Genomic DNA, 26953 nt, shown 5'->3' with positions numbered 1-26953 from the left:
ATCATCTCGCACGGTATTCCATATAGCGCTGCTTTGAGGCTTCCTCAAGCTTTGAAAATACGTTAAACAGGATTTTGACCTCTTCATCGTCAAGTGAATCGAAGAGGGATTTCAGGGTGGCGGCGTCTCTCTCATCTCTGCCAGCCCAGAACTCATGGAACCTCCCTGTTGGCTCGAGGCGCAGCATCCTCCTGTTTTCAGGGTCCTGTTTTATTCTCAGGAGTCCCTTATCCTCAAGGCGAACTGCAAGTTGCTTGACGTTCTGGTGGGTGCTGCTCATGGCATCAGCCATCTCCTGCATTGAGGGGGGCCTTTCAAAGACGTTTCCAAGGATCACCATGAAGAGCCACTGCTTTGCTGTTATGCCATCTTCGCGGAACTCGCGGCTCACTATGTAGCTCCAGCGCTGCTCGATGAGGAAGAGGGCTACCAGTATGTACCTCTCCATGGACTCCCTTGTCTCCCGGTGTTCATCCCGTATTGCCTGCATATCCTTCATCCAGTGTCAACCTCCCTGATGTGATTGCCATTCCCCGGTAGAAAATCCCGGTGACGGCCAGGCCTGTGAAGGTGAGGACCATAAAGAAGCCAGCCTGCCCCCAGCTGAATGGGACCCCCTCCATGGCCATGAAGGCCACCATTGAGAGTATGGCTGTTCCCAGTAATGATACCTTGACAAGAAATACCGGTGCAAGGACGTAGCCCCACACTTCTCTCTTCAGGAGGAAGTATGATGTGAGGAGGGCCGCTGGAACCACGACGCCGAGGTCGAGTGCCTGTATGACGAGGGTTGTGTAGCCCTCAAGGGCCCCCGGGGCCATGCCGGTTATCAGGGAATCTGTGATCATCTTGATCCACATGGCTGCCAGCATTAATCCGGTGAGGGTGAGGTAGATGGCTGTGAAGCCTGATTTTTTATCATCAACATTAACCCTGTAGGTGGTTGTGAACAGCTCTCCCATGAGGCCGTAGAGTGATAAGGCAAGTATGCCCACATACAGGAGGAAGAGACTGTTGTAGGATGCGAGGAAGGCCATGGAGGCATAGGTGTAGGTGAAGTAGAACATTCCACCCATCCACAGCAGCCTGGCTTTGGCCGAGGAACGGCTAAGGTATGCTGAAATGATTATGAGGGGGATCCCTGTGGTGAGTGTCACGAGGTCCTGGCCCATCATCTGTGCAGTTGCTGATAATGAGTCGTTGATGTATGTGTTCTGGTCCAGGAGGCCAGATAGTGTTGCAAAGAGCCCCATAAGTGTTATGAGGGCTGTTAGTGTATGGATCTTATTTATTTTCATCTTCTCAAAAACTCCTATGGTAATATATTACATATTTAGGTAATATATTACATTCTTCCTATATAAATGTTTCCGGTTGTGTTTAAGTTAATGGGCATCACAATTTTCTATAGGATAACTTAAGGTTCTGACATGGAACCTGAACCTGGGGGTGATTGAATGGAACTTAAGGTTCTGACATGGAACCTGAACCGGGCATCCTACAGGCGGAGGAAACTCTGGAGTTATATGGGGGAACTGGAATTTGATGCAGGATTTTTCCAGGAGGTCTACATGATACCCAATGAGGTAAGGTGGAATTACCATACCTTCCGCGGGGAGATGAACACATTACTTCTTCATAAGGATCTCATGCTGGATTCCATGAAAAGGAACTACCTTGAAATCTCAGACAACCACTGTATAGAAGATTTTTATGTTTCCTGCAGAATAGAAATCGGAGGAAATAGTCTTTCCCTCTTTAGCATATACAATTACATTGGGCCAGCAGATAGTGACTTTTCTGAGTTCCTTGACCTCCTCTATAACTACATTGAGGAGGGAGAGGACCTGATCATAATTGGCGGTGATTTCAACATCAATAAAAACTTCAGCCCATCCCTGAGGAGGTTAGCACTCCTTGCTGAGGAGATGACCGGAAGACTCTCTGAACTTGGATTCAGGGATGTTCTCAGGGAGGAGGAAGATCCATTCACATTCATGACACCTAACGGGGGGAAATACCAGATTGATTACCTCTTTGTCCCGGAAGGAGTGAAGATCCTTGACGTCTGGCACCCCCCGGCAGGTGAAATCATAGAGACCAGGCCAAGGTTATCTGATCATATACCCCTCATGGTAACGCTGGAGATCTAGCCCCTGTGATTAATTTATTAACTATAATTATTACATACAGGTGCGTTGAATGGCACTAAATGGCCTCTTCAGTTGATTGATCGATTCAGAATTTTTCTGAAACGTTTAAAGGGCTTTAACCTTGCCGTTATATTTATAAAAATTTTTAATTTCTTGAGTTACATACATCGGTAATACATAAATGCAGATAAAATATTCATTAATTATGCAATAACGCGTGATGAATGTATTAAATTTTCATATAATTATTACTTAATTTTTATTAGAGCAAGAATATGTAATAAAAAAATTAATAAAAAGTCTTAAATAATCTTCATACCATATCCACAATTGTAAAAACTATAAAGGAGGTGAAAATGATTAGAAAACGAAGTGTTACTCTACTGATAACAGTGGTTTTCGTTTTCATGCTACAGGGATCAAGCATGGCTGCAGAGATTGATGGAGGTGAAGGAGGAACCCCATTCAACATCACAGACAGCGAGGGGAGATTCGCATTTGAAAATGTGACTGGCGACAGTCATGTTGTCTGGGTTGATGGCCGGACACTACCTGAAAGGCACAGATTCGATGACATGCTCAGGGTAACAGTGTCAGCATCATCAAATGCATCTGCAAGAAGCGGAAAAATGATTCTTGAAGCATCCCTCAGTGATTCGAAGATAACAGGGAGGCTCTATGCAGATTTAAACGACAACACCATCTTTGATGATGGAGACGAGCCACTGGCCGGTGTCAGTATCTTTGATCCGCCGGAGATACGGTTTTTAATAATATCCTGGCCAACAGAGGCAGGGCAGCTCATCCAGCCAGTGAAAAACATAATGCAGAAGCACCCTGAGATAACCATAAAGGTGAGAAACACTGACCAGGCGAGGATGAACCTCACAGAGACAGAACAGCTCATAGAATGGGCTGATATAGTCTACATAAGCAACGTACAGACAACAAACGGTCCAAGCGGTCCTGTACCTGACCTGCTGATGTCAATGAAGAGTCAGGGAAAACTTAATGGTAAGGTGATAGCGGCCTACCCCAATCCATATCACTGTTTTCCGGTTACAAGGCTCACAAACATAAACAATACGAGGTTCGTTGATGCCAATGGCACGGAACTAACAGACAGTCAGCTCCAGGCAATCTTTGATTCAGTTTCAAGGGCAGTGCCACCAAAGACACCGCTAATGGTGCTGAGGGAGCTGCAGCAGCAGTACCCTGCAATGGCATCCTACCTTAAATTCCAGGAATACAAGACATCAGACACAGCATCACCTGAGAACAGGGAGCAGGGTCTCATGTACCTCCTGGCACTGGCATTCCCTGGAAGAGGCTACAACTTCACAGAACCGGTAATAGTTCCGAAGTATGCCCTCTACCGCAACGGCAGACTTTACTACAACTTCACAGACTATGAGCAGTTCTTAACGCCTGGAAGACCCACGGTGGGTATAACCTCATGGATGGCACTCACATGGGAGCGCGGTGACCTCCTCATGCTCGACAGACTCATCAGTGAAATGGAGTCAAGGGGCATAAATGTCATAGCAACTATAGCTCAGGGTAACCCTGTTGACGGAACACCGGTCATAAATGCAATGAGGAGCTACTTCTTTGACTCTCAAAACAGGACAAGGATTCAGGGGCTCATAACGCTCCAGTCATTTAAGATTGGAGGCGCCACCGCTGCAATCGCTGAAAGGATGATTATGGACAACAATATACTGGTCTTCAGATCACTTGTGGTCTCCGACAGTGAGGAAACATGGTACATCTCAGATTCAGGGATGGACTTTACAAGCATAACAAGCCAGATCGTGCTCCCGGAGTTCCAGGGCCAGATACTCACAATGGTAACAGCATCGACCCGTAAGACCATAGATACCGTAACCGGTCTGGAGGTTGAATGCTATCAGCCCATTGATGAGCGCGTAGAAACCTTTGCAGACAGGGTATACTCCTGGCTGAGGTTAAGGTTCCTCTCAAATGCAGATAAGAAGGTTGCCCTAATCTACTACAACTATCCACCAGGGAAGCAGAACCTTGCAGGTGCAAGTTACCTGGATGGTCCCTCATCAATACTTGAGATACTGGGCCTTCTGCAGGAAAACAACTACACCGTCAGAGGAGCACCTTCATGTGTTGATGATCTCCTCACAGAGATGATGGCGAGGGGACTCAACATTGCAAACTGGGCTCCCGGTGAACTTGAGAGGCTTGCAAATTCAACCATACTATGGGACGTAGAGAGGTACATGGAATGGTACAGCAGACTACCTGAGCTTGCAAGGAGAGAAATCGAGGAGGGACCCTTCGGCTACATCGAAGCACTCTTCAGGTACTCCACTGAAAACCCGAAACTCCTCGAAACACTGGACAGGTGGCAGAGTTCACTGATAACAACGATAGATGACATGCAGATCAGCAACGGATCAGAGGCAAAGAACCAGGTTAACAGGGCCTACAATGCCCTCAAGAATATTTACAGTGGACTGAATCAGTGGGATGTTTTCTACAGTGCAAAATCAGCATTCCTGGCCCTCAGGGTCCCGGGACTCTGTGGATGGGGAGCACCACCAGGAAACATAATGACGGTTGAGAGGAACGGTAAGAGGTACCTTGTTATACCTGGCATGTTCTATGGAAACGTCTTTGTGGGTCCTCAGCCACAGCGAGGATGGGAAGGCGACGTGGATAAACTCTACCACAGCCAGATAGTGCCACCCCACCACCAGTACCTTGCCTTCTATGCATACCTTCAGACAGAGTTCGGCGCAGATGCAATGATACACCTCGGACGGCATGGCACCTATGAGTGGCTCCCAAGGAAGGAATCAGCACTATCCGGTGCAGATTACCCTGACATATGCCTTGGAGGCATTCCAAGCATCTACATCTACATCATGGATGGTGTCGGGGAGGTCATACACGCCAAGAGAAGGGGTCTTGCTGTGAGCATAAGCCACCTGACACCACCACTCGAGGCAACAGAAATCTACGGGGACATTGCCTCACTCAAGACGCTCATAGACCAGTACCATGCAGCTCCAGGCAACAGGTCAGAGGAGATAAGGCTCATAAGGGAGAAGGCAGTCCAGCTCCACCTTGATACCATCATTGACCTCAACCTTGACCCGGATGAACTGGTTGATAGAATCGACGACTACATAAGGGAACTTGAGGGCACAATGATGCCACTTGGTCTCTACGTATTTGGAAGGGACCTGAACCAGACACAGCTTACCATCATGGTAAAATCAATGGCCAGTGTTCCAAGGATAAGCGCCGGTAACAACACCTTCCTCTCGGTGACACAGGCACTCTCAGGAATAAACAGGACCGTGGAAGATCTTATACTAGAATTTTACAGTGGAAAGTCACTTCAGACCCTCATGGCGGAGCTCCAGGCAGTTCTCGGAAGAAACCTCACAGCAACAGAGATAACAGCCCTGAATATGACCCTCAATGATGTCCTGAACATCAAGGGCTCAGGGGCAAGGGAGAGGCAGATGCTCCTTCAGGCCCTTGCAGGTGGCTACATACCACCCATAGCTGGGGGAGACCCAATCAGGAACCCAGCAGCGGTTCCAACGGGAGGAAACCTCTACGGTGAGGATCCTTCACTTCTTCCAACACAGGCCGCATGGATAAGGGGCTCCATGCTTGCTGATGAGGCGCTCAGAGCATACAATGCAACACCCGAACAGCTCGGTGTTGTCATATGGGCGACTGAGACACAGAACGATAAGGGTGCTACGGTTGCCTTCATCCTGAGGCTCATGGGACTCGAACCAATCTATGGCTTCGGAGGTTCAGTCATGGGTGTGAGGGCAACACCACTGACAGTCCTCAACAGGTCAAGGGTCGATGTCCTCATGACCACATCAGGGATATTCAGGGAAACCTTCCCGCTGCTGGGAGTCCTCCTGGACAGGGCATCAAGGGTGGCGCTGGCAGCATCATTCAATACCCTGATGGCTGCCATAAACCAGGAATCAGCAGAGAACAGGACCATGCTCCTCGCAGCACTCAACGCCTCGGTCTCAAGTATACAGAAGGCAGGTTTGTTCATACCGGGAAGTGATCCCCTTGACAGGAACCCCATTGCAAGGCACTGGCTATATGATGTTAAGGAGCTCATTAAACTCGGCATGAAACCAGAGGATGCAGGAATTGCAGCCATATCCAGGCTCTTTGGGCCATCACTGGGTAACTACGGTACAAGGCTTCCTGAGGCAGTCCAGCAGGACTGGACCTGGGAGGAAAGGACAGAGCTTGGAAGACTGTACATTGACAGCATGAAGTATGCCCTCAGTGAGGATGGCTGGGGAGTGAGCCTTGAGGAGGTCCTCACTATGAGACTCAGGGACGTTGAGGGTGTGTACCACTCAAGATCAACCAACCTCTACGGGGTCGTGGACGTGGACCATAACTTTGAGTTCCTGGGTGGCTTCAGGCTTGCAGTTGAGGCGGCAGGCGGCAGGGTCCCTGGTATGTACATAATAAACCAGGTGAATCCCTCAAATGCCAGAATAGAGACACTGAACCAGTTCCTCTACAGGGAGCTCCAGTCACGCTACTACAACCCAAGATGGATACAGGCAATGATGCAGAGTGGATACGCAGGTGCAAGGGAGATCTCAAACAACTTCGTGGCCAACCTCTGGGGCTGGAATGTAATGAGCCCCGAGACAATCTCGGACTGGATGTGGGAGGAGACAGTGGACATATACATAAGGGATAGATATGGACTTGGAGTTAAGGACTGGTTATCCCAGGGTAGGAACAGCTATGCAATGATAAGCATGACAGGGACGATGCTCACAGCGATACACCGAGGATACTGGAACCCCGATGATGCCACAAAGCGTCTCATAGCCACCACGTGGGCCCAGGCAATAGCAGAGAATGGTGTGGCATGCTGTGACTGCAGTTGCGGCAACATCGCCATGATGGAATGGGCCATGCAGTACCTGAACCCGGACCTTCTCTCAAGGGTCAGGGAGAAGCTTTACGCTGCCACGAAGAGCTCAGCATTCGCACTATCCCCCGATGGAGGATCCACACCGACAGCACCATCAAATCCAGGACAGCCACAGGCACCGGGTACATCAGCAGACAAGGGGGAGCCACATCACGAGGAATCACAGGGTTCAGATGTTTCAACATCAGCACCTGGAGTGGAGGCAGCAACTCATTCCTCAGCGGGCGAAAACCAGGGTAAGGCCTATGAGGTCAGCAGCGCCTCAGGTTCAGCTAACCCGGAGACCGGGCTACCTGTCTATGCCATAGTTGGTATAGTGGCGATAGTGGGCCTTCTAGGTCTGGGGTACTTCTTTGGACCTGGAAGAACAGATTAATTTTAATTTTTTATTTTTCAGGAAATATGTGAGGATATCCATTATAACTGCGGGGGTCTTCAGCTGCCATGTAAAACAGTACTGTTTTCATGAGGTCCATTAAGAAAGATTTATATATGGACTTTTGGAATATACGATATGCAAAAAATTACATTTCGAGGTTGGTCTATGATAGTCATCAATAGGGAGAAATGTAGCGGTGTTGAAAACTGCGCGGGAAAAGGCCTCTGCATTCTCATCTGTGAAAAGGATGCAATAATTGAGGACAACGGATTTCCCCTTGTGATAAATGATAAATGTGATAATTGTAGGCTTTGCATCTCTAACTGCCCAAACGGCGCTATTTCTGAGGTAGATACTGATGTTGGTTAATGAAAGGATGGGTTCTGAAAGGAGGACACTGAATTACAATCCGGATCTATGCACGGGTTGTGGGTTATGTTCAGAGACATGCCCTGTGGACGCTATAGATATAGCTCCTCTTCTCCCAATAGCGAGGGGTTTAATCAAAATGAACAGAGTGTCCTTCAACAAGGAGAAGTGTGTTCTATGTGGGTTATGTGCTTCAGTATGCATCTTCGGAGCCATAGATCTCCAGAAGGATGGTAAAAGCATAAGGGGCGCCGATGAATATCCGTTCTGGGACTTTAAACTTGAAATTGATGACGAAAAATGCTTTTTATGCGGTAATTGCGCCGATGCATGTCCAAGGAATGCACTCTTAACCATCAGGGATCTTCCTGAACGTAAATCCCTTGTAAAAGGGGAGATAAATGTATCAATGGAAAAATGCATCTATTGTGGTGAATGTGCAGCTATGTGTCCTGTATCAGCCATTGAAATAAGCTGGAGAGACCCGGATTCATCAAATATGGCGATAGCCGATGGAATCCGGGTGGATGAGGATAAATGTCTCTACTGCGGCATATGCAAAAGGATATGTCCTGTTGGCGCCATCCGTATGAGCTGTCTGACATGCATGTATAAGGAGGAACTGAAGGCCACTGTTGAGGGTGCTGTCATAACAATTGATGAAAAATGTGCTCACTGTGGTTGGTGTATGGAAATATGCCCGGCAAATGCGATCACCGTTAAAAAACCCATCAGAGGAACCATAGGCCAGGCAGATGAGCGATGCAGGGGTGAGTCATGCCACGCGTGTGTGGATGTTTGTCCCTGTAATGCAATCAGTATAATAAATGGTACTGCCCGGATCGATGAGAAATTCTGCGTATTCTGCGGAGCATGCTCCAGTGTCTGTCCCGATGGACTCCTCTCTATTGAAAGGTCTGAACTAAGGATCAGGAATCTAAAGTCAGTGGCATGGGAACACATCATAAAGACGGCACTCCAGAAATAAATGCCCGAAATTGCCATTATACTGGTGCTATTATGATACTTGATGATATACTGGATGAGATTGAGAACATGCCTGAAATCAGAGTAAGGGATGTGGCCATAGGCAGATCATGGACGGCTGTTTGGAGCAGCTCCTGCGGTATAGCCAGTAATAATGGATTCATCAGAGATTTTGAAATTCCAGAGATGACTCATGAATTACTTGAACTTTCAAGGTCATGGGACCCATTTTATTCCAGCCTGGGAATTGCTACTGTTAACTCAGTGATCGAGGGAGGTGGTAAACGATGCAATGCATTTGATATACTGATGGAGGAATGCCGAAATCGAAAAATCGCTATGGTGGGTGAATTCCCACGCCGCTACACTGACAGGATAAGGACGGTTTCGGACGAGTTCTATATTCTGGAGATCAATCCATTTAAGGTCAATCCTAAAAGGGGTGTTTTTCCTGAAACAGCGGCTGAACAGATTATCCCCCGGGTTGATGTACTTGCAGTGACTGGCAGCACACTGGTCAATCACAGCACAGAACGTTACCTTGCACTGGCAGAACTTGATGCTTTTGTGGCTATCATAGGACCCACAACGCCAATGACAGATGTTTTTTTTGAATACGGGGTTGATATGATTGCAGGGGTTGAAATAACTGATCCTGTTAATATTCTAAAGAAAATAAGGTTCAATGAGGGCATGTTACATGAAAAAGATGGAGGAATAATCTACAGGGTAATGGAGGCCTGATCATGGATAAGAAGATAATGGCGTTTGTAATAGGGTTGCTGATCCTTTCAGCGGTTACAGGAGCGTATCTTATCACAGGAAATTCAAAGACTATGAAGGGATCAGAGATCACAGTCCTTGCAGGGGCAGGGCTCATGAAACCAATGAATGAGATAATAACTAATTTTGAGAAAAAGACAGGAAAAAAGGTTAATGTTCAGTATGGGGGTTCAGGAGAACTTCTTGCAACACTGATGACATCAAAAAAGGGCGATGTACTCATAACAGGCGAATATACGACAATGGACAAGGCAAAAGAAAAGGGTTACATAATCAATGATACCATTGTGAATGTAACCTCACATAAACCCGTCATAGCCGTTAAAAGGGGAAATCCGAAGAACATAACCTCCCTTAAAGATCTGGGTAAAGAAAACGTGAGAGTTGCGATAGGAGATCCCAAGGCATGCGCGATAGGCAAAGTCGCCCAGAAAATGCTTGATAAAGAGGGCGTAAATATAAATGAAAATTTAGTTGCAAAGACTCCAACAGTTAATCAGCTCTTAACATACATCCTCTCAGGACAGGTAGATGCAGTTATAATATGGGAGGACATGTTGACATGGAACAACAGTAAATCAAAGCTGGAAATGATTGAAATCGAGGGAGCAAAGAACCAGACAATACCCGCAGCGGTCACTTCAATTTCAGGAAACGTTGAAACATCAAAAGAATTCGTTGAATACATTAAATCAGATGAGGCCAGGGTTATATGGGAAAAATGGGGGTTCAAAGTCATTTTCTGATTTAAACCAGGATCTGATACCATGATACATGAGTTTATCAGGGATAAAATGAACTATCTGATACATTCGTCAGCCATGGAGTCCACATATGTCGAGATCTCTGTGAAGAACCCTCTCCTTGATACATCAACCATCAAGGATTATCCTCTTGTTGAGGGGAGAGAGGTCATGCTCAGAGCGACTCTTGAAGATGGTACTGTAGGGGAGTGCTTCACAGCTACTCCCACTCATTTCAGAGGAACCCTCGGGGAACTTTTAGTAAAAGGGAAACAATCGTGTTTGATAGCTACTTTCAATGCACTCATGAGGAAGAAGGGTTTCATTGATAGGACAGTTCACTGCACTGGAAACGCTCCTGAAAGGTGTGCTGAATTACTTTCAGATTACCTTGAATTGCTGGGATATGACAGAGTTGCTTTGCTTGGGTTTCAACCGGCGTTTGTAAGGAAACTTCACGAGACATTTGGAGACAGATTGCAGGTTACAGATCTGAATCCTGGAAATAAGGGTAAAAAATATGGTGTAGATGTATTTGATGCAAAAAAAAGCAATAAGAAGATAATTCATAATTCTGATGTTTTAGTGGTAACCGGTTCTACTGTAGCTAACGGTACATTTGAGGATATCATGGCCATGGCATCAGATAAAAGAGTAATATTTTATGGAACAACGATAGCAGGGTTAGCAGCACTGATGGGAGTTGAACGGTTTTGTCCATTGAGCGAGTGAGTATTTTCAGAGGTACTTGCAGATTCTTTGCGGTCATCTTTGTGGCCGCATTTTTTATAATATGTATTTCACTCTGGACAGTATCCTCTCCGCAATCCATCCTGAATTCATTCACAAGTGCTGATATGATCCACTCAGTGAAATTATCTCTTTTAACATCCACTATAACAACAGTGATTGTGATGTTATCTGCGCTGCTCATTGCTTATTCACTATCAGAGGACTCCTTCAGAGGGAAATCCATTGTTAAAACAGTGCTGGATATTCCTATAGCATTCCCTGAAATTCTTATAGGTATAATGCTTCTCATATTTCTTGGAAACACCCCTCTAAATTATATGATGGATGGACTCGGTATTCAGATAGTCTTCACGGATCTTGGAGTCATCTGTGCACAGTTCTTTGTCTCTTTACCGTATACGGTCAGAATATGTTACTCCACATTCTGTAACATAGATAGGAGACTCAAATTTGTTTCCCGTTCCCTTGGATATACAGAATTTGAGACATTCAGGAATATCATGATCCCTTTATCAAGGGATGGAATATTAGCTGCAACAATAATTACCTTTTCAAGATGCATAGGCTGCTTTGGAGCGGTACTGATAGTTGCTGGAGGTACCTATCAGAAAACAGATACGCTGCCTATATCTCTGTATCTTAATTTATCCTATGGAAACGTGGAGATGGCTGTGGCATCCGGTATCTTCCTTATGATAATTTCATTCATAACAATATTTTTCCTTGAAAAAATGGGGGCTTATGGGAATGAGTTTTCTGGATATAGATAATTTAGAAATCGACCTTGGCGAATTCGTAGTCAGGGTAGATGAACTCCACCTTTCGAGGGGAGATTATCTTGTTATAATCGGCCCGACTGGTAGTGGTAAGTCTATCTTTCTTGAGACCATCATGGGGTTCTTTGAACCGATTTCGGGGACGATATCTCTTGATGGGGCGGATCTAACCACCCTCCCACCTGAGGAACGTGATGTTAGCATAGTATATCAGGATCACTGTCTCTTCCCTCACATGACCGTGGAGGAGAATATAGCCTACGGCCTTCGTAAGCAGACAGAGATGAAGGAAAATATTCACAGACAAGTCCATGAAATCGCAGCTATGATGGGTATAGATCACGTACTGAATAGATACCCTGGAACCCTCAGTGGAGGTGAGCTCCAGAGGGCATCGATAGCAAGGGCAATCATAGTGAATCCCCGATTGCTATTGATGGATGAACCATTCAGTGCCCTTGACCAGAGAACAAAGATATCCCTAAGAAAACTTATCGCAGATATCAGGGATAATTTTGAAACCACTGTGATCCATGTTACACATGACCTTGATGATATATGGTGGCTTTCAAATAAGGTGGCGGTGATGAACCATGGAAAAATCATTCAGATGGGTAAAAAGGAGGAAGTCATCAATAAACCATCGCCCTACTTTGTTGCAGATTTTCTGGGTGCTAATATACTTGAAGGGACTGTTGAAGGCCAGGTGAATGGGCTCACCTCTGTAAATGTTAATTCAAATATCTTCAGGACAGTTGACTGCGGGGAGGGGTCTGTGATACTTTCCATCAGACCAGAAAATATAATGATAGCAGCTGATCCGTTTATGGCATCTGCACAGAATATCTTCAAGGGTACAGTTGAAGACATTATAGAAACTTCAAGGATTGTTTATGTAAACTTGAGGATAGGGGATATAGTTCTGACCTCGGCTGTAACTCCAGGCGCAGTCACTGAGCTTGGTATAAGAACGGGCGAAGAGTTTCAAGTTCTGATTAAAGCCACGAATGTCTGTATCATAGGAGAAAAAAATAAAAATGGTTAGCAGATATTTATTCGCCTTTAATTGATTTAACCCTCTCAAGGATCTGTCTAAGAGTATGTTCGTTGCTCTCTGTTTCAGGGAATGGTGATGTTGTGAATGCCTTATGGTGGATGGGAACATTGTCAAAGCGGTAGAAGGTGCCGCTGGACTCCATAGCATCAATAACTCCAGGGATCACAACATCAGATACAAGTGTTGTTGGACATGGGGCAATATCTATGCATATTACAGGAATCTCTTTCATATACTCAACGCATTCTTTGGGGAGGTGAGCTCCAAGATCTGAACATATAACGAGGACCGCATCGGATTCTTTTCTCTGGAGAAGATCGACTATAGTTGTTTCTCCGGGGTTGTAGCGTGGATAACCCCTTGTAAAATCAACACCAAAGGGGAAACCATACTCCCATGAAGCCACCTGATTAAATCCTGCAACATTACAATGACCTCTTATGGCTCCTATTGTAAATTTGGTGTGTTCATTAAGTGCAGCTACCAGTTTGAGAACCATCTCAACGTTTCTATGCTTACCTTCTGATGATGCAAGTCCAAGACCTCCATAGATGGCTCCAAACTGCGCATTCAGCATTATGTCTGCGACTTCCTTTATGGTTTCAACTGATATCCCTGTTATACTCTCAATACTCCTGTGCGGTTCATTGCCCCTTATAACTGTAAGCAGTGCTGAAAAAAGTTCATAATCTGAGTTTGGTTTCAGCTGCAGATGGATATCGGAGGCTTTAGTTGTTGCTGTTTCACGGGGATCCACGGAGATGACAGTTCTATCTTTTTTACCACGTTCTCTGAAAAATCCGCGCATGAATATGCTGTAACGTGACATGTGGCGAGGCATGGAGTCCATAACATTTGTACCCCAATAAATGATGACGTCAGCTCTATTCTTTATCTCACCTGCCGTAGCAGCGCTCTGTCCAGCTTCCTGGATTCCCATTAATGTGGGGCCATGACATATGGTTGCATTTGAATCCACCATGGCATTTAGATACTCACCAAGTTCAAGACCTGCAGCCATGGCTTCAGTTGACATCTCACTACCCATGAATAGGGTTGGTCTTTTTGACTCTGTAAGTATCTCTGCTGCAGCGTCAAGGGCTTCATCCCATTCTGCGGATCTGAAACCACTTTCAGTTTTAATCTGGGGTCTAAGTATTCTGTGGGAGCTGACCATCTCCTGAAACTTTGCATTCCCCATCCTGCAAGCATTCCTTGTTTTTATTGTTTTCCCATCATAGAGAACCTCTATGTCATCACAAGACCCTCCGCAGACGGGACATGTCACATTTTTATAGACGCTCATTTTCCCACCCCGTATTCCTCTACAAGTTCCTCGGCACTCAGGATCCTTTCACCTTGTGAAGCCTTTCTAAGATAAACCGGCACTCCTTTATACATTGGGGAACCGGTTGACTCGGTATACGGTGGCGTTAGCACATTGGCCCATATACCTCTGGGTATGAATATTGTTCCCATCTGGATTCCAGGGTCCTCAACAGCTCTCAGAACAACTTCATTTCCATGTGATGATACGACAACATTTTCGGGTTCACCTAGGAGCTTATAGTCTTCAGGACTAATACAGCAGCGTGCACATTCATCTATATAATCATCTGTGAGTTTATTGCCTCCCTTTATTATCTGCCCTTCACGGATCGTACTTCCACTGTTGTAGATTACTTTAATTCCCTTTTTTGTGATGACTCTCCCTTCATCGGTCTCATTCTCTAGAATGTGAAGGTTCTTATTATAATTGATGTATAGATTACCCTCCGGATTTTTTTCGGATAGATCTCCTTTGAATAGGATCATAAGGGATCCATCTTCTTTGAATGTTGAGATCTCCTTGAATCCCGGGAGGAGAGAGGAGATCCGTCCATGAATTTTGATGATACCTGATACCATCTCTGCTCCGGGGGCCCTTCCAGCATCCCCGCGTACTGTTATTTCACCCCCATTCATTCGGATGCCGCAGAAATTACCTGCATCTCCACCTATATAAATTTCTCCGGCCATCATACCACCCCCAATATTGTTCCCTGCATTACCCTGTATAATGATTTTACCTCCTTTCATGCCACGCCACTCTCCCCTATATGCGCAGCCAACATAATCCCCCGCGTTTCCATTAATTTTTATGGTGCCACCATGCATTTCCATGCCGATCCATGAAGAAACATTTCCATTTACCTCTATTTCACCGCCTTTCATTTCACAGCCAAGCTGGAGTCCGACATCGCCGTTTATGATGATTTTTCCGGATTTCATCCCTGAACCGATATACTTCACCCTGCTGACATCCCCATCGATCCGTATTAACTGATCTTCATGGGATGTCTCTGCTATCTCAAAAAATTCGCCTAGGGGTCTTTTGATGTTCCCTTCGTATACTTGAAGGGAACGAATTTCATCAAGATCCAGCCCTTCAAACAGATCGGGTCTTATGGTATCTGCTTCCAGAGGTATCTGGAAATCTGATTTTGGTACCAACACAAATCCCATCTTTTTTCACCTCATGTTTATCTTTTCAGACAAGCTGGACAGAGATCCAGCTCATTTCTTTTTATGAAAGGTTCGTTGCAAAGATTACAGATTTCAATTATCTTCTTTTCTTTTTCTGGAACGATCACATCAACAAAATACCAGGAATATAGATTTTCACCGGCTCTTATGAGTTCTGGATTCACTTCTTCTGCGGATACCTTGCGGGTGTTCATGTACCATTCATGTATGATCGGGTAATTGACGGTCTTTTCAGGATCCAGTATTATTCTAAGAGCCTGGACTGTTTCTCCAGGCATACCCTTTCTGTTGATGATGACAGCCATTTTTCCAGTGTCCAGGATATTCAGTCTCCCATTTCCTATTGTTGATTTGCATATGGCCTGGAATGCGTCGGGTAAACAGTTTGTCGTTTCACATGTAACATAAATTTCTTCATCGACTTCAAAATCAAGGACCTTCCTGGCTATTAGTAACATATGAGCTCCTATGACACTGCCCGGGCTTGCGAACCCACTGAAATTTTTTATTAAATCAAGGTATTCTCTGACCTGCCCCACCTTTGATCACCACACGATATGCATATATCTGCATCTCATTGTATATGGGAGGTACTATAAAAATTTTTTTATAAATTCTAGGAATTTAGATCGACGATAATTTCTCCGTCCCTTGTCACTCCTATTTCAAAATCGCTTTTAACAACCCTGTGAACGATCCTGTGGCTGGCCTTTTCCCTTATCAGAAATGCGAGTGTAATTGAGTCATGTATTACATGTATGCCCTCTTTATTTGATTCTTCCAATAATCTCTTTATAATTTCATCAAGGGTATCCCCGCGTCTGCAAAGTATTCTTACAGGTGATTTTAGGAATTTAACAAAATCTAGAGTGTTCCGGGATTTCTCTATGTTCTCCATGGCCTTTCTTTCTATTGCTGACACGTTCTGTCTTGTGGTCTTCAATTCCCTTGCAATCTTCTTCTGGGACCATCCCCTCTCCCTCATTTCAAGAACGGTTTTCTGTCTTTCGGTTAGGAAAGTTTTTTTACTCAGAATTATCCCTCCTGGCTCGATTATTCAAATTATAACCATTTAGGAGTATGACGTTCCCTCCTTATCAGGGCCCCTTTCTTCTCGATTTCCATGTATTCAGCCACAATTTTTGGATTTACAACAGTTTTTGAGTGATCTTCATAGGCACTCAGAAACCTTTTTATAAGGTGTTTTTTGTCATTCATGGACATCTGTGAGTTACTATCCATTATGAAGAAGCATAGTTTTCCAAGATCATCATAGGGATTCCCATAGTGTATATATTCAAAATCAACCCCAAAAATTTCTTTTTCTGTGAATATGAAGTTTTTAAGATTGCAGTCACCTTTTAAAAGGGTCTTTGACTGTTTTTTTATACTGTGGATTTCTGAGAACCACTTTCCAAGGCTTTCTGTCCATGTTGTGTCTGCCCTAGATATCAGGTCTCCAATGGTTTTTCCTTCGATGAACTCCTCAATCAAGATATTCTTGGATACACCAAGTATTCTAGGCACTCTGACTCCTTTATCCCTCAGTAGTTTCACATTTTCTGATTCGAGGTAAGATTTTTCGCTGGTTTTGTGTACTTTGACGATGAAACTTTCTGTACCTGATTGGATTAAGTATACATGGTTTCTCTTACTTTCAAGTCTTTTAAATCCATGAATCATCATATCTGCATTTCACACCCAGTTATTCTTTTAAAACTGATCTTTCTCCTCGGCAGAGTACTGCAGTTCTGTGGATTCACATACCTATTTATACACGAATTACATAAAAATGTAACTCGATATTTATGATTTAAATGGAGGTGAAAATTGAAATGAAAAACAAACTTCTGACTCTAGTGATCCCAGTGCTAACAGTGTTTCTTTTTACCGGTATCAGCTCAGCGACACCACTGGAAGATATTACACACCACATCTCAAATGACGCGGAGACTTCCCTGAACATATCAAACGCAGATGATATGATCCTTATAACAAATGCCGGTTCAGCAAGGTATTCCAACACCACAACAGAAGACGCGATACAGACCGTGATGGAAACAGTTCCTATAAAATATTCAAAGATTTTTCAGATGAACCAGCCGGACCATGACCCAACCTTCACATTTGCCGTGAAAAACAGCAAGGGATATTATGCAAGGAAATACACAGTTCTTCAGTCAGGGGAAGTGCTAAAAACACCCGTAGTATACATAGGTCTTGACATGACTGAAAACCAGTTCCAGCAGGCAAAGGCGAATCTGGGTTATGATGTGCTGAGCCTGCTGAGTGCATGGAATGCTGGCGCACCCAGTGATCTTTTAAAGGTGGCTGCGTGGACTGGAAACGTTAGCCCTGGTCTTATAGGGGCATACTCCGCTTCAAAACAGTTCATGGCCAACTATCCACTAACTTCAAATGCAACATCATATCATGTGATAGTCTCCACTGGGGGTGGTGATGATGACTTGCCAATGTTTTTCATGGATTCAACGCCTTTGAAGTGGGTTACAGTAGGTTCAGACACATTTTATAACTTCAAATCAGCATACACGGATGATTCCCATGAGAACATTTACATAAGATGGGATTCTCTCTCAAGGACAGGTGTGATGTTTTACTGGACCCTCTCAGATATGACATATAATGGTGGGGAGACACTTCAGGGACTTATAAAGAATGCTCAGTGTATAGGAATGCTCGCAACTAATCCATCAGCACTCTACAAGTTACTTAAAGCAACAAACATCGACTATCAGACCTTTAAAACACTATGGGATACTGGAATTGACAGCGAATACATTTCATCCATCCCGGTAACTCCAATTGAGTGGATAAGCACAGTCAGTGTCATCCCACGTGAGGAGTACAGTGCAATGTATGCCAGTGGTATTAATGCTGTCATGGTAGCCAATAGAGCCCTTCAAGCTGCTGGTTTTGAACCGCTTGACAGTGATGATCTTCTAATAACATCTGCAGGTTACTCAGAGACACAGGGAATCTCTGCTGGCGCCATTGATGGTATAATATCAGCAACAGGCATAAAATTTAAAAACATATACTCCCTCAAAAGAGGTACGCAGACACCTCTCTGGTACGTGTTCGTTAAAAAACCAGACGAAACGACAGGTCCACTCCACGCGGTTTTTGTTGATGGTAATGGAGCCATAAGACCGGTCACATATGGAGGGACACAGTTCAATGTGTTTGATATCAGCGCTGTAAACCTTGCCGGTGCTACGGGAACCGAAGGCTATCAGAAATCCCTCGCAGTCGCGTCAACCTATGGATACAGCATTCCCCAGTACGCACAGCAGGACTACTATATTGTGAGTCTGGCGAACCAATGGGCTTATGCTATGCCCTACGAGTTCGCTCTGGCTGCCACCGGGGGTGGATGTCCAGGGTCCGGTCTGGCACAGGGATACGTGCTTGCCAACATAATCCGATCATGGCTTCCTCTATCAGATGGGCAGTACTATGCATACATCGGTGTGCCTGCTCACTGTAAGGAACAGGTGCTCATGGAGGTCCTGGGACTCTCAGCAGCGAGAGGTAACTATTTCACGACAGGAACCAGAACAGCATCAGATGCCAGTGCAGTTGGTATTGCCATAAGGTGGGATCCTGTTAAGAACACGGGAAAGGCCATACTTGTATCCTACAATAAAGATGCAGTCAACGCCATACAGCCAGCATCTAACAGTTACTACAAAACAATGTACTGGGCTCTCTGGTACATTACACAGGCATTCCCTGGTAAAGAACTCTATGGTACAGTGACGTCTGCTTATTCCATTGCAAAATCAGTAACTCTGACATCAGGAGAGTTCAAGTCATTAATTGCTGCCAGTGATCCAGTGAGCTATATTAAGGACTTTGAAGATGTTACAGCACCATCTTTAAATGTGCGAGTAGATGACTCCACACTGTACATGGATATCAATGAGGAAGGGACGATCTTCTATTCCTTTGATGGCAGAACATGGAATGTTTACAGTGCACCTGTCAAACTGGGTAAGCATGTAAAGACAGTCTATTACTATGCTGTTGATCTTGCAGGAAATGCCCATCAGGTAGGCAGTATAAGTGTTCCAGAAAACCAGGCTCAGAACACACCAGAAGTTTCCTATGGATCAGTGACAGCAGGAAAAGCTTCAGTGATTTCGTGGATCATGAAAAGAATAAGATCTGATGACTCCAGTGCTGTGGTCGAAGAGGTTACCGGTCAGGGAACATCATCACCAGTAAATCCAGCGGAGCATCCCGGCAGTGCATCATCAAGCTGGTTTATACCTGTGTATGCGGCAATTATTCTGGCTGTCGGGGGTCTGGGCATGTACCTCTTTAGGAGAAGGGCCAGCAGATCCAACGAGGCAACATGGCAACCGGGCAAATAATCCATCACCTATTTCTTTTTTTATGAACTGAATGATGCAGATGTCAGTTTTAATTTTCAGGGTCTTATGTCCGTGTGGACCTACAGCTACCTTCGTAATAGGTCACTATTACGAATATAAAATTTATGTCAGATAATCAAACAGTCTCAGCCATCATAAGAATTAAAGGTGATCTCAATTCACGATGATGTGCACTGATTGATGAGCTCCTACATGAAGAAAGGGTGACCATGCAGAAAACTGGCCTGCAGCTATATGGGGCCCTGCAGCATTCATTCTGATCTCAGCAGGTCTAGTTAATCCGAGAAAATAGTCCCGCTCACACTCCAGATGCTAAAAATTTCAGCTCCTGTGGTGTCACCGAGGCTGTTAACTGCCAACCCATGAAGTCACCCGCAGGTCAAGCAGGGACCATCTGATGAGACCTTTTATAGATAAAAGGCTTTACAGCATATTCGAGCATGAAAAATCGAAGTTCACTCACCTGCGCCCTCGCAGATGATCTATAAAAACATTTAAATGTAAACCTGATAGGCAAAATATTTATAAAATATGCTTAATAGTAATGAATATTATTGAGCCATCTTGATTAATCTGGACTCACCTCTGCCGTCTCCCTGGTGGTATGGGGTAGGGTACTCATAAAGGTGATTGAATGGATGATGATTGCTGTGGTGGAGTCGCTGGGTGCATGCTCTGCATGGTGGGGTTATTGATTCTTATGGCACTGCTCACATACTGAACCCGGTGATTATATGGATTTCAGGTTCTATGGTGGAGTTGATGAGATAGGTGGTAACAGGATAGAGGTATCCTGCAACGGTGATGGTATATTCCTCGACTTTGGCAAGAGATTCAACATTGAAAACCTGTACTTTGATGAATTCCTCCAGCCCAGGAGCTTCAGCGGGATCGCAGACCTCATTGAACTCGAGGCCCTCCCATGGATACCTGGACTTTACCGCGAGGACCAGGTAAGGTACCTCGGAATGAGATTCGAGGATGAACCTTCAGTATCAGGCATACTGCTCAGCCACCCCCACCTTGACCATGCAGGATGTCTCAGGTACCTGCGCCACGATATACCATTCTACATGACAGAGGAGAGTTTCCTCATCTTGAAGGCCATAGAGGATACATCCACATTGAGTTCAGATCTCCTTCACTACAAACCCAAATTCCACTTCAAAGAAAAGAAAAGAAAAAGTGGAAACACCTCACACATGAGAGACAAGAATATCAAAATAGAAAGACCCATAAAATTGCTTGAACCCTATAAAACTGAGGATCTGGGCGAATTTGAAATCACACAGGCCCCGGTTGATCATTCAGTGCCAGGATCATGCGCATATCTAATAGAATCCGAGGAGGCCATCGTATACACTGGTGATATCAGGTTCAGGGGCCGCAGGGATAATGAATCCCGTAAATTCGTTAAGAAGGCAAGGAAGTTCTCCCCCAGCATCATGATAACAGAGGGGACGCGGATAGATCAGGATAACAGCACCTTCGAGGAGGACATTGAGAGGAGGACCTCAAACATAGCTGTTAACCACAGGGGGCTTGTCATCATCAATTACCCTATAAGGGACCTGGACCGTTTCCTGACATTCTACAGAGCCGCCGAGAACTCTGACAGGACCCTTGCAGTCAGCCTGAAACAGGCCTACATCATTAAACTCTTTGAGGGCCTGGGCTACCCCAGGTTAAGGGACCTGGCGGTCTACATACCACGGCGGAACTGGGGACTGATAGCTGAGGACGCCTTCGTATGCTTTGATGGTGAATGGATACCTGCAGCGGACCTCCCGGAGGAATACCTGGAACAGGACTACAGGGGATGGGAGAGGGAGTTCCTTGAACTTGACAACACCATAACCTGCAGGGACCTCCGGGAGGAACCTGAGGAGTACCTCTTCCAGTGTGACTATTTTGAATTCAAGGAGTTCATAGACATAAAACCTGCCGGGGCAGCCTACATCAAATCCAAGACGGAACCCTTCAATGAGGAGATGGAGATCGATGCAGAGCGTGAGAGTAACTGGCTCAGACACTTCGGCATATCCCAGTACAGGAGGTTCCACTCCTCTGGACATGCAGGGAGATCAGATCTGATAGAAATGATAAGGGAAATTGAGCCAGAGGCCATATACCCTGTGCACACCAGGAACCGGGAGGAATTTTTAATCTTTGAGGATGAGGGCATCAGGGTCCTGGATCCTGAAGAAAAAAAGGTTGATTAAAAATAGGGACTTAGACAGTTCTTATATTCCTCTTTCTGTTGCCTGTAGCAATGTTCTTTGCAATGGTTGTCCTTTTACCTGAAGAGTATATTCCGTAGTAGGAGTTATATGAGGCTCTGTTGTAGGCTATAACTGCCCTGTAGGATGATGAGCTTATGCCTGAACCCCTGTTGCTGTTCGCTGTATTGTAGTATATCTTTGCATAGCTTCCCCTTGCAGTTATACCGTCTCCACCGTTTGACTGTACCGTGTTCCTGTAGATGGTTGCTGATGAACCGGCTGCATAGACACCGTAGCCCCTGTTACTGCTGACGCTGGATGAGTATATGACTGAATTCGCGCCACCAGCATAGATTCCATAACGGTTACCATAGACCGTGCACTGCTCTATCGTCGCGGTTCCCCTTGCATTCACACCGCAGTTCCTGTTGGCTGATGTTCTGCTCAGCATCATCTTGAAGGTGGCTGTTCCGTACACCCCATCGGTGTTCTTCATGGCTGTGCAGTTGTATATGATGGCATTCTTACCGTATATGGCTATCCCGCTGGCGGTGTTGTCTGTCGCATTCACGGACCTTACAATGGCATCGTGACCATTTACCATGACTCCGTTCTGGCGGTTGGATGTTGCATTCCCCTCGACAATGTAGCTCCTGCCTCCGGAAATCCACACACCATTCCCCAGGTTGTTGAATGCTTCAAAGTAGGCGATGGTTGTGTTGTACCCTGAAGAGTATATCCCGTTTCCACGGTTGAGGTTCACAGTGACGTCCAGTATCCTTGCATTTATTCCTGTTGAGTTTATACCGCTGAGGGTGTTGTTAGTGGCGTTTTTAACGTATGATAGGTATAGATTCTTTCCTGAGGAATAGATGCCGTTCATCCCGTTCTTTTTAACCTCAACGAACCACATATATGCGTTATCACCAAGGGATGAGATTCCGTTACGTGAATTTGAGGTCACATCAAGGATGATCTGCATACTTGCAGATTCTCCAGTTGAGAGTATGCCGTTCTCACCATTGTAGGATGCGCTGGTTATATAGAAGAAGCTTGCATTTTTTCCTGAGGAGTATATGCCGTTCCTGGCGTTGAAACTGGAATCAACGTATCTAAATGATGTGTTATCACCTGTTGAGTATATCCCGTTTTCACCGTTGTAATAGGTGTAGGAACTGCTGACGGCGCAGCCAGATCCTGTTATTTTTATACCGTTCTTCGTGTTGTTCTGGACATAGCACCCCTGTACCGTGGAGCCATTCCCTGCAATGTATATCCCGTCACCGCCTGAGTACTTGACGGTGTTTGACTTTATGCTTGCATTTTTTCCTGAGGAGTATATGCCGGTCCCGTTGTTCCTGAGAACAGTGTTGTTTGTTATCACCGAGTTATTGCCGGAGGATCTTATACCGTCTCCTGAGTTAAATGATAGGCTGTTCCTTATTATTGAGGTTCCATCTGCATCTGAGGTTATCCCATCACCCCTGGAGAGGTATATGGTGTTCCCCTCTGCAAGACATCCCTCCCCATGGATGAGGATTCCGCTTCCATTGCTGTTTGTTATGTTGTTACCCTGGATCCGGGCATTCCTGCCATTCACAAGAATTCCATGGGATGCGGAACCGTTTATGTAGCTACTGGTAATTGTTACATTGTCCCCTGATACCATCACGGGTGAAGCAGGGTTGAGTATCCTTGAATCATTGACCCGTGAGGAATTGCCTGTGATATTCAGGGTCCCTGTGATGTTTGTGCTGCTGAGGTTACATCCATTCCCCCTGAGGTTCACTGTCCCGTTGACACTGAAACCTGTTATGCTGGAAGGTGCAATGGCGTCGACAACACCATTCAGCTGGACCGCGCCTGATGCAACCAGTGAGATGGTTCTGTTGATCACCATGTTCACCGTATCGTAGATGCCCTCCAGGAAGGTGAAGGTATCACCATCCTCAAGGGTGTATTCGGTCCCGTTCAGCGTGAAGGTCCCCTGCACTCCATCAGGGGTGAATACCTGAAGGTAGGTTGTGTTATCAACGATGTATTCTGCACCGTAACTGGATCCAGTGAGCAGACTCATTCCAATAAAGAGAATGAAGCCCCATTTCATTGAGTCTTTAATAATCAGACCTCCTCTTGATTTTCATAACAATAAGTTATTGTTTATCACGAGAATATAAGTTTTTAGAAAAATCACTGAAAATAAGATTCAGAAAAAAAGGAAAGTAAAGGTTCGGGTAGATTTCAGGCTGTTGCCTGGAGTTCCTGGTAGTTCTGTTTTATCTGTTTGTAGGTCCAGTAGTATTTCCAGGTGTATCTCCATTTACCGCCTCTTCTGTACCATTTCTTGTACCATTTTTTGACCCTGACCTTTGAGGTTTTGACTTTGTTTACCAGTCTTGCTGGTGTGTTTTTTATTATGCCCATCTGTGTTGTGTTGGTGCTGTTTTTGAAGTATTTTATGATTGTGTTTCCGGTTAGAGCTACCGGGGTGGTGTATGGGGTTATGTTGCCGTTTCCTAGCTGGTAGTAGGTTCCGTTGGGTAGCTGTATCAGTGGTGTTTCGTTGAATATGAGCTGGGGGTATGTCCTGTTTGTGATGTTCCCTGTGAGGGTGTGGTGTATTATACCGTACTTTATGGTGCCGTTTTTCACTATCATGTATTTGATGTTGAGTGTTCTGTTCAGGACGATCGGAGCCGTGTACCTTGTACTGTTGGTGGTTGGTATACCGCCGTCAATGGTGTAGTAGACACCATCTGAGGGTGCAGATGTGACAATGAAGTCACCTGACCCACCTGTTGGTAATTCACCTGTCATTATATCGTCGGTTGCTGCTGCCTGACCCATCCCGAGAAGTAAGGCGGCAACAAAAACCGCCACTAACATTCCACACTTTTCCTTCATTTCATGCCTCCCTTAGTTTGTAGTACATTTACATCAATAAATAATATTAAATATATAATTTTTTTCATTTGATAATAAAACGAAAGCTTTATATACTAAAGTAAAATTTACATGAAATTTTATAAAATAAATTTTAATAAAAGACGGCTAAAATCAAAAAAGGTTAGAGGTTTTATTTTGTGAGAAGTCGTTTCTCTTCGATGTGTTTTTTGCTGAAATCAAAAAAGTTTAGAGCTTTCAGGCTGTTGCCTGGAGTTCCTGGTAGTTCTGTTTTATCTGTTTGTAGGTCCAGTAGTATTTCCAGGTGTATCTCCATTTACCGCCTCTTCTGTACCATTTCTTGTACCATTTTTTGACCCTGACCTTTGAGGTTTTGACTTTGTTTACCAGTCTTGCTGGTGTGTTTTTTATTATGCCCATCTGTGTTGTGTTGGTGCTGTTTTTGAAGTATTTTATGATTGTGTTTCCGGTTAGAGCTACCGGGGTGGTGTATGGGGTTATGTTGCCGTTTCCTAGCTGGTAGTAGGTTCCGTTGGGTAGCTGTATCAGTGGTGTTTCGTTGAATATGAGCTGGGGGTATGTCCTGTTTGTGATGTTCCCTGTGAGGGTGTGGTGTATTATACCGTACTTTATGGTGCCGTTTTTCACTATCATGTATTTGATGTTGAGTGTTCTGTTCAGGACGATCGGAGCCGTGTACCTAGTACTCTTGTTGGTTGGCATCCCACTGTTGATGGTGTAGTAGACACCGTCTTCAACAGTACTGACATTAAAACTACTGCAATTTCCTGCATGTCCCGTAGGGGGCATTGCTGCTGCCTTACCCATCCCCAGGAGGACGGCGGCAACAAATAGGACCATGAAGGCCCCACTATTTATTTTCATAAAAAATTTCTCCATTAATTTCTCCAATAATCAATATATTAATTTATTCATACAGCACAATTAATATGTTGCTGTAAATTTTTCAGTTCATGAAATTTCAGTACATTGTATAATTATCATTCCTTCTTAATCACCTGATGGGGTCTGAGAACACTGACACCTGTAGAATCACCCACCACCTCAATCTGGATGATCCAGTCAGGTTCATCTGATTCCATGATGGGGAAACGTTCCATAAGAGCCTCTGAAACAGCTTCAACAATCTCTCCGGCTGACCTGATGTACCTTCTACCCCTCAGATCACAGATCACCCTGAAGGTTTCACCTGCCTTAACCTTTTCTGATACCAGCGCTATTACCTTCTCGATGATACTGTCCAGTCTTGTCCTCACAACAGCCTCCACAGGGACAACCTTTGATATGACAGTCGTTGGAGAATTTTTGATAATATTAACCGCTTCAATGGGATTCATATCAAGATCAAACAACAGAACATTTGGAAAATCAGATTCAATGACTCTGAGTTCGCCTTCGTACCTGGATAGCGCCATTTCAGTCTCTTCAAGACCAACTAACTCCTCGCCTGCCGTTCCACCCTTCTGGCCACGCAGTGTAACAACGAGGTTAAAATTTTCAGGACCCTTCAAAGAAATCACCCCCTTAAACAATTATGTCCCATGACACATAAGTCATTTACTGACCCATGCACTGCACTGGATGGTGGTCCAGGGGACTTAAAAACCCCCTCAGCTGAAATCATCGAGCTTACCTCGGACGTCCTTAACCAGCCCCGGGACTTAACACCCCTTCAGTTCATTCTGGTTCAAGATTGTATATGAGAAATCCAAGTATGAACCCGAATATGCCAAAGGCAATAAAGCCTTCAAGGGCAGAGACCAGGACATCCCATCCAATATCCATCCTCCCGATCATCCCCCAGATGAAGAGGACAGCAGAACCCAGAACAGCCATTATAAATGAGATCTTAATGGAATACTTCAGTCTTTCAATCAA

General features: G+C 44.9%; 23 protein-coding genes. 11 read left to right on the top strand and 12 right to left on the bottom strand.

Features of this window, described 5'->3' with window-relative positions; all coding sequences use genetic code 11:
• Nucleotide 1: 1 nt before the first annotated feature.
• Nucleotides 2-499 (bottom strand): MarR family transcriptional regulator, encoded by a 498-nt coding sequence (locus MTCT_RS04265; RefSeq protein WP_010876564.1) that lies wholly within the window; start codon nt 497-499, stop codon nt 2-4.
• Nucleotides 471-1298, bottom strand: a complete 828-nt coding sequence (locus MTCT_RS04260) for a hypothetical protein (protein ID WP_048175580.1) — start codon at nt 1296-1298, stop codon at nt 471-473. Before MTCT_RS04260 ends, MTCT_RS04265 begins: the two co-directional genes overlap by 29 nt.
• A gap of 159 nt (nt 1299-1457) precedes the next feature.
• On the opposite strand from MTCT_RS04260, the gene MTCT_RS04255 reads away from it, so the two are divergent.
• The 9 genes from MTCT_RS04255 to MTCT_RS04215 all read left to right on the top strand — a co-directional run bounded on the left by MTCT_RS04255 (nt 1458) and on the right by MTCT_RS04215 (nt 12969).
• Nucleotides 1458-2153: an endonuclease/exonuclease/phosphatase family protein gene (locus MTCT_RS04255; protein ID WP_010876562.1), complete on the top strand. Its 696-nt coding sequence runs from the start codon at nt 1458-1460 to the stop codon at nt 2151-2153.
• A gap of 356 nt (nt 2154-2509) precedes the next feature.
• On the top strand, nt 2510-7510 hold the full coding sequence (locus MTCT_RS04250) for a cobaltochelatase subunit CobN (protein WP_084126203.1): 5001 nt from the start codon (nt 2510-2512) through the stop codon (nt 7508-7510).
• A 168-nt stretch (nt 7511-7678) separates the two neighbouring features.
• On the top strand, nt 7679-7882 hold the full coding sequence (locus MTCT_RS04245; RefSeq protein ID WP_048175579.1) for an ATP-binding protein: 204 nt from the start codon (nt 7679-7681) through the stop codon (nt 7880-7882).
• Entirely contained in the window at nt 7872-8870 is a 999-nt protein-coding gene (fwdF, locus tag MTCT_RS04240) for a tungsten-dependent formylmethanofuran dehydrogenase subunit FwdF (RefSeq protein WP_013296119.1), read from the top strand. The genes MTCT_RS04245 and fwdF overlap by 11 nt, the downstream gene beginning before the upstream one ends.
• A complete protein-coding gene (locus MTCT_RS04235) occupies nt 8834-9613 on the top strand; it encodes a Rossmann-like domain-containing protein (RefSeq protein ID WP_231855379.1) in 780 nt (259 codons plus the stop codon). The genes fwdF and MTCT_RS04235 overlap by 37 nt, the downstream gene beginning before the upstream one ends.
• 2 nt (nt 9614-9615) lie before the next feature.
• The gene (modA, locus tag MTCT_RS04230) at nt 9616-10398 is read left to right on the top strand and encodes a molybdate ABC transporter substrate-binding protein (protein WP_010876557.1); all 783 of its coding nucleotides are present in this window, start codon (nt 9616-9618) and stop codon (nt 10396-10398) included.
• Nucleotides 10399-10419: 21 nt separating this feature from the next.
• A complete protein-coding gene (locus MTCT_RS04225; protein ID WP_013296118.1) occupies nt 10420-11127 on the top strand; it encodes a Rossmann-like domain-containing protein in 708 nt (235 codons plus the stop codon).
• Nucleotides 11124-11918: an ABC transporter permease gene (locus MTCT_RS04220; protein ID WP_255350879.1), complete on the top strand. Its 795-nt coding sequence runs from the start codon at nt 11124-11126 to the stop codon at nt 11916-11918. The genes MTCT_RS04225 and MTCT_RS04220 overlap by 4 nt, the downstream gene beginning before the upstream one ends.
• Nucleotides 11896-12969, top strand: coding sequence for an ATP-binding cassette domain-containing protein (locus MTCT_RS04215; RefSeq protein ID WP_048175578.1), 1074 nt, complete (start codon nt 11896-11898; stop codon nt 12967-12969). Before MTCT_RS04220 ends, MTCT_RS04215 begins: the two co-directional genes overlap by 23 nt.
• 7 nt (nt 12970-12976) lie before the next feature.
• Here MTCT_RS04215 and MTCT_RS04210 read toward each other — a convergent pair whose 3' ends face one another.
• The 5 genes from MTCT_RS04210 to MTCT_RS04190 all read right to left on the bottom strand — a co-directional run bounded on the left by MTCT_RS04210 (nt 12977) and on the right by MTCT_RS04190 (nt 17193).
• Nucleotides 12977-14287, bottom strand: coding sequence for a formylmethanofuran dehydrogenase subunit B (locus MTCT_RS04210; protein WP_010876552.1), 1311 nt, complete (start codon nt 14285-14287; stop codon nt 12977-12979).
• Nucleotides 14284-15486 carry a formylmethanofuran dehydrogenase subunit C gene (locus MTCT_RS04205; protein ID WP_013296115.1) on the bottom strand — a complete coding sequence of 401 codons (1203 nt, stop codon included), beginning with the start codon at nt 15484-15486 and terminating at the stop codon, nt 14284-14286. Before MTCT_RS04205 ends, MTCT_RS04210 begins: the two co-directional genes overlap by 4 nt.
• A 17-nt stretch (nt 15487-15503) precedes the next feature.
• Entirely contained in the window at nt 15504-16046 is a 543-nt protein-coding gene (locus MTCT_RS04200) for an FmdE family protein (protein ID WP_010876550.1), read from the bottom strand.
• 77 nt (nt 16047-16123) lie between these two features.
• Entirely contained in the window at nt 16124-16540 is a 417-nt protein-coding gene (tfx, locus tag MTCT_RS04195; protein ID WP_074359241.1) for a DNA-binding protein Tfx, read from the bottom strand.
• 29 nt (nt 16541-16569) lie between these two features.
• Nucleotides 16570-17193: an RIO1 family regulatory kinase/ATPase gene (locus MTCT_RS04190; RefSeq protein ID WP_013296113.1), complete on the bottom strand. Its 624-nt coding sequence runs from the start codon at nt 17191-17193 to the stop codon at nt 16570-16572.
• Between the two features lie 131 nt (nt 17194-17324).
• On the opposite strand from MTCT_RS04190, the gene MTCT_RS04185 reads away from it, so the two are divergent.
• A complete protein-coding gene (locus tag MTCT_RS04185) occupies nt 17325-19907 on the top strand; it encodes a hypothetical protein (RefSeq protein WP_048175577.1) in 2583 nt (860 codons plus the stop codon).
• 755 nt (nt 19908-20662) lie between these two features.
• Entirely contained in the window at nt 20663-22150 is a 1488-nt protein-coding gene (locus MTCT_RS04180; RefSeq protein WP_048175576.1) for a ribonuclease J, read from the top strand.
• Nucleotides 22151-22160: 10 nt separating this feature from the next.
• On the opposite strand, the gene MTCT_RS04175 is transcribed toward MTCT_RS04180, so the two are convergent.
• From MTCT_RS04175 to MTCT_RS04155, 5 genes are all read right to left on the bottom strand, one after another.
• Nucleotides 22161-24227, bottom strand: a complete 2067-nt coding sequence (locus tag MTCT_RS04175; protein ID WP_158498095.1) for a right-handed parallel beta-helix repeat-containing protein — start codon at nt 24225-24227, stop codon at nt 22161-22163.
• 164 nt (nt 24228-24391) lie between these two features.
• Nucleotides 24392-25054: a chitobiase/beta-hexosaminidase C-terminal domain-containing protein gene (locus tag MTCT_RS04170; RefSeq protein WP_048175574.1), complete on the bottom strand. Its 663-nt coding sequence runs from the start codon at nt 25052-25054 to the stop codon at nt 24392-24394.
• Nucleotides 25055-25291: 237 nt separating this feature from the next.
• Nucleotides 25292-25915, bottom strand: coding sequence for a chitobiase/beta-hexosaminidase C-terminal domain-containing protein (locus MTCT_RS04165; RefSeq protein ID WP_158498094.1), 624 nt, complete (start codon nt 25913-25915; stop codon nt 25292-25294).
• Nucleotides 25916-26055: 140 nt separating this feature from the next.
• On the bottom strand, nt 26056-26586 hold the full coding sequence (locus MTCT_RS04160) for a THUMP domain-containing protein (RefSeq protein WP_048175572.1): 531 nt from the start codon (nt 26584-26586) through the stop codon (nt 26056-26058).
• A gap of 166 nt (nt 26587-26752) precedes the next feature.
• Nucleotides 26753-26953 (bottom strand): hypothetical protein, encoded by a 201-nt coding sequence (locus MTCT_RS04155; RefSeq protein ID WP_048175571.1) that lies wholly within the window; start codon nt 26951-26953, stop codon nt 26753-26755.

It is taken from the genome of Methanothermobacter sp. CaT2, assembly GCF_000828575.1.
GTDB lineage: Archaea > Methanobacteriota > Methanobacteria > Methanobacteriales > Methanothermobacteraceae > Methanothermobacter.
The sequence above is the reverse complement of the archived record's forward strand: the minus strand, read 5'-3'. Positions and strand labels throughout refer to the sequence as shown.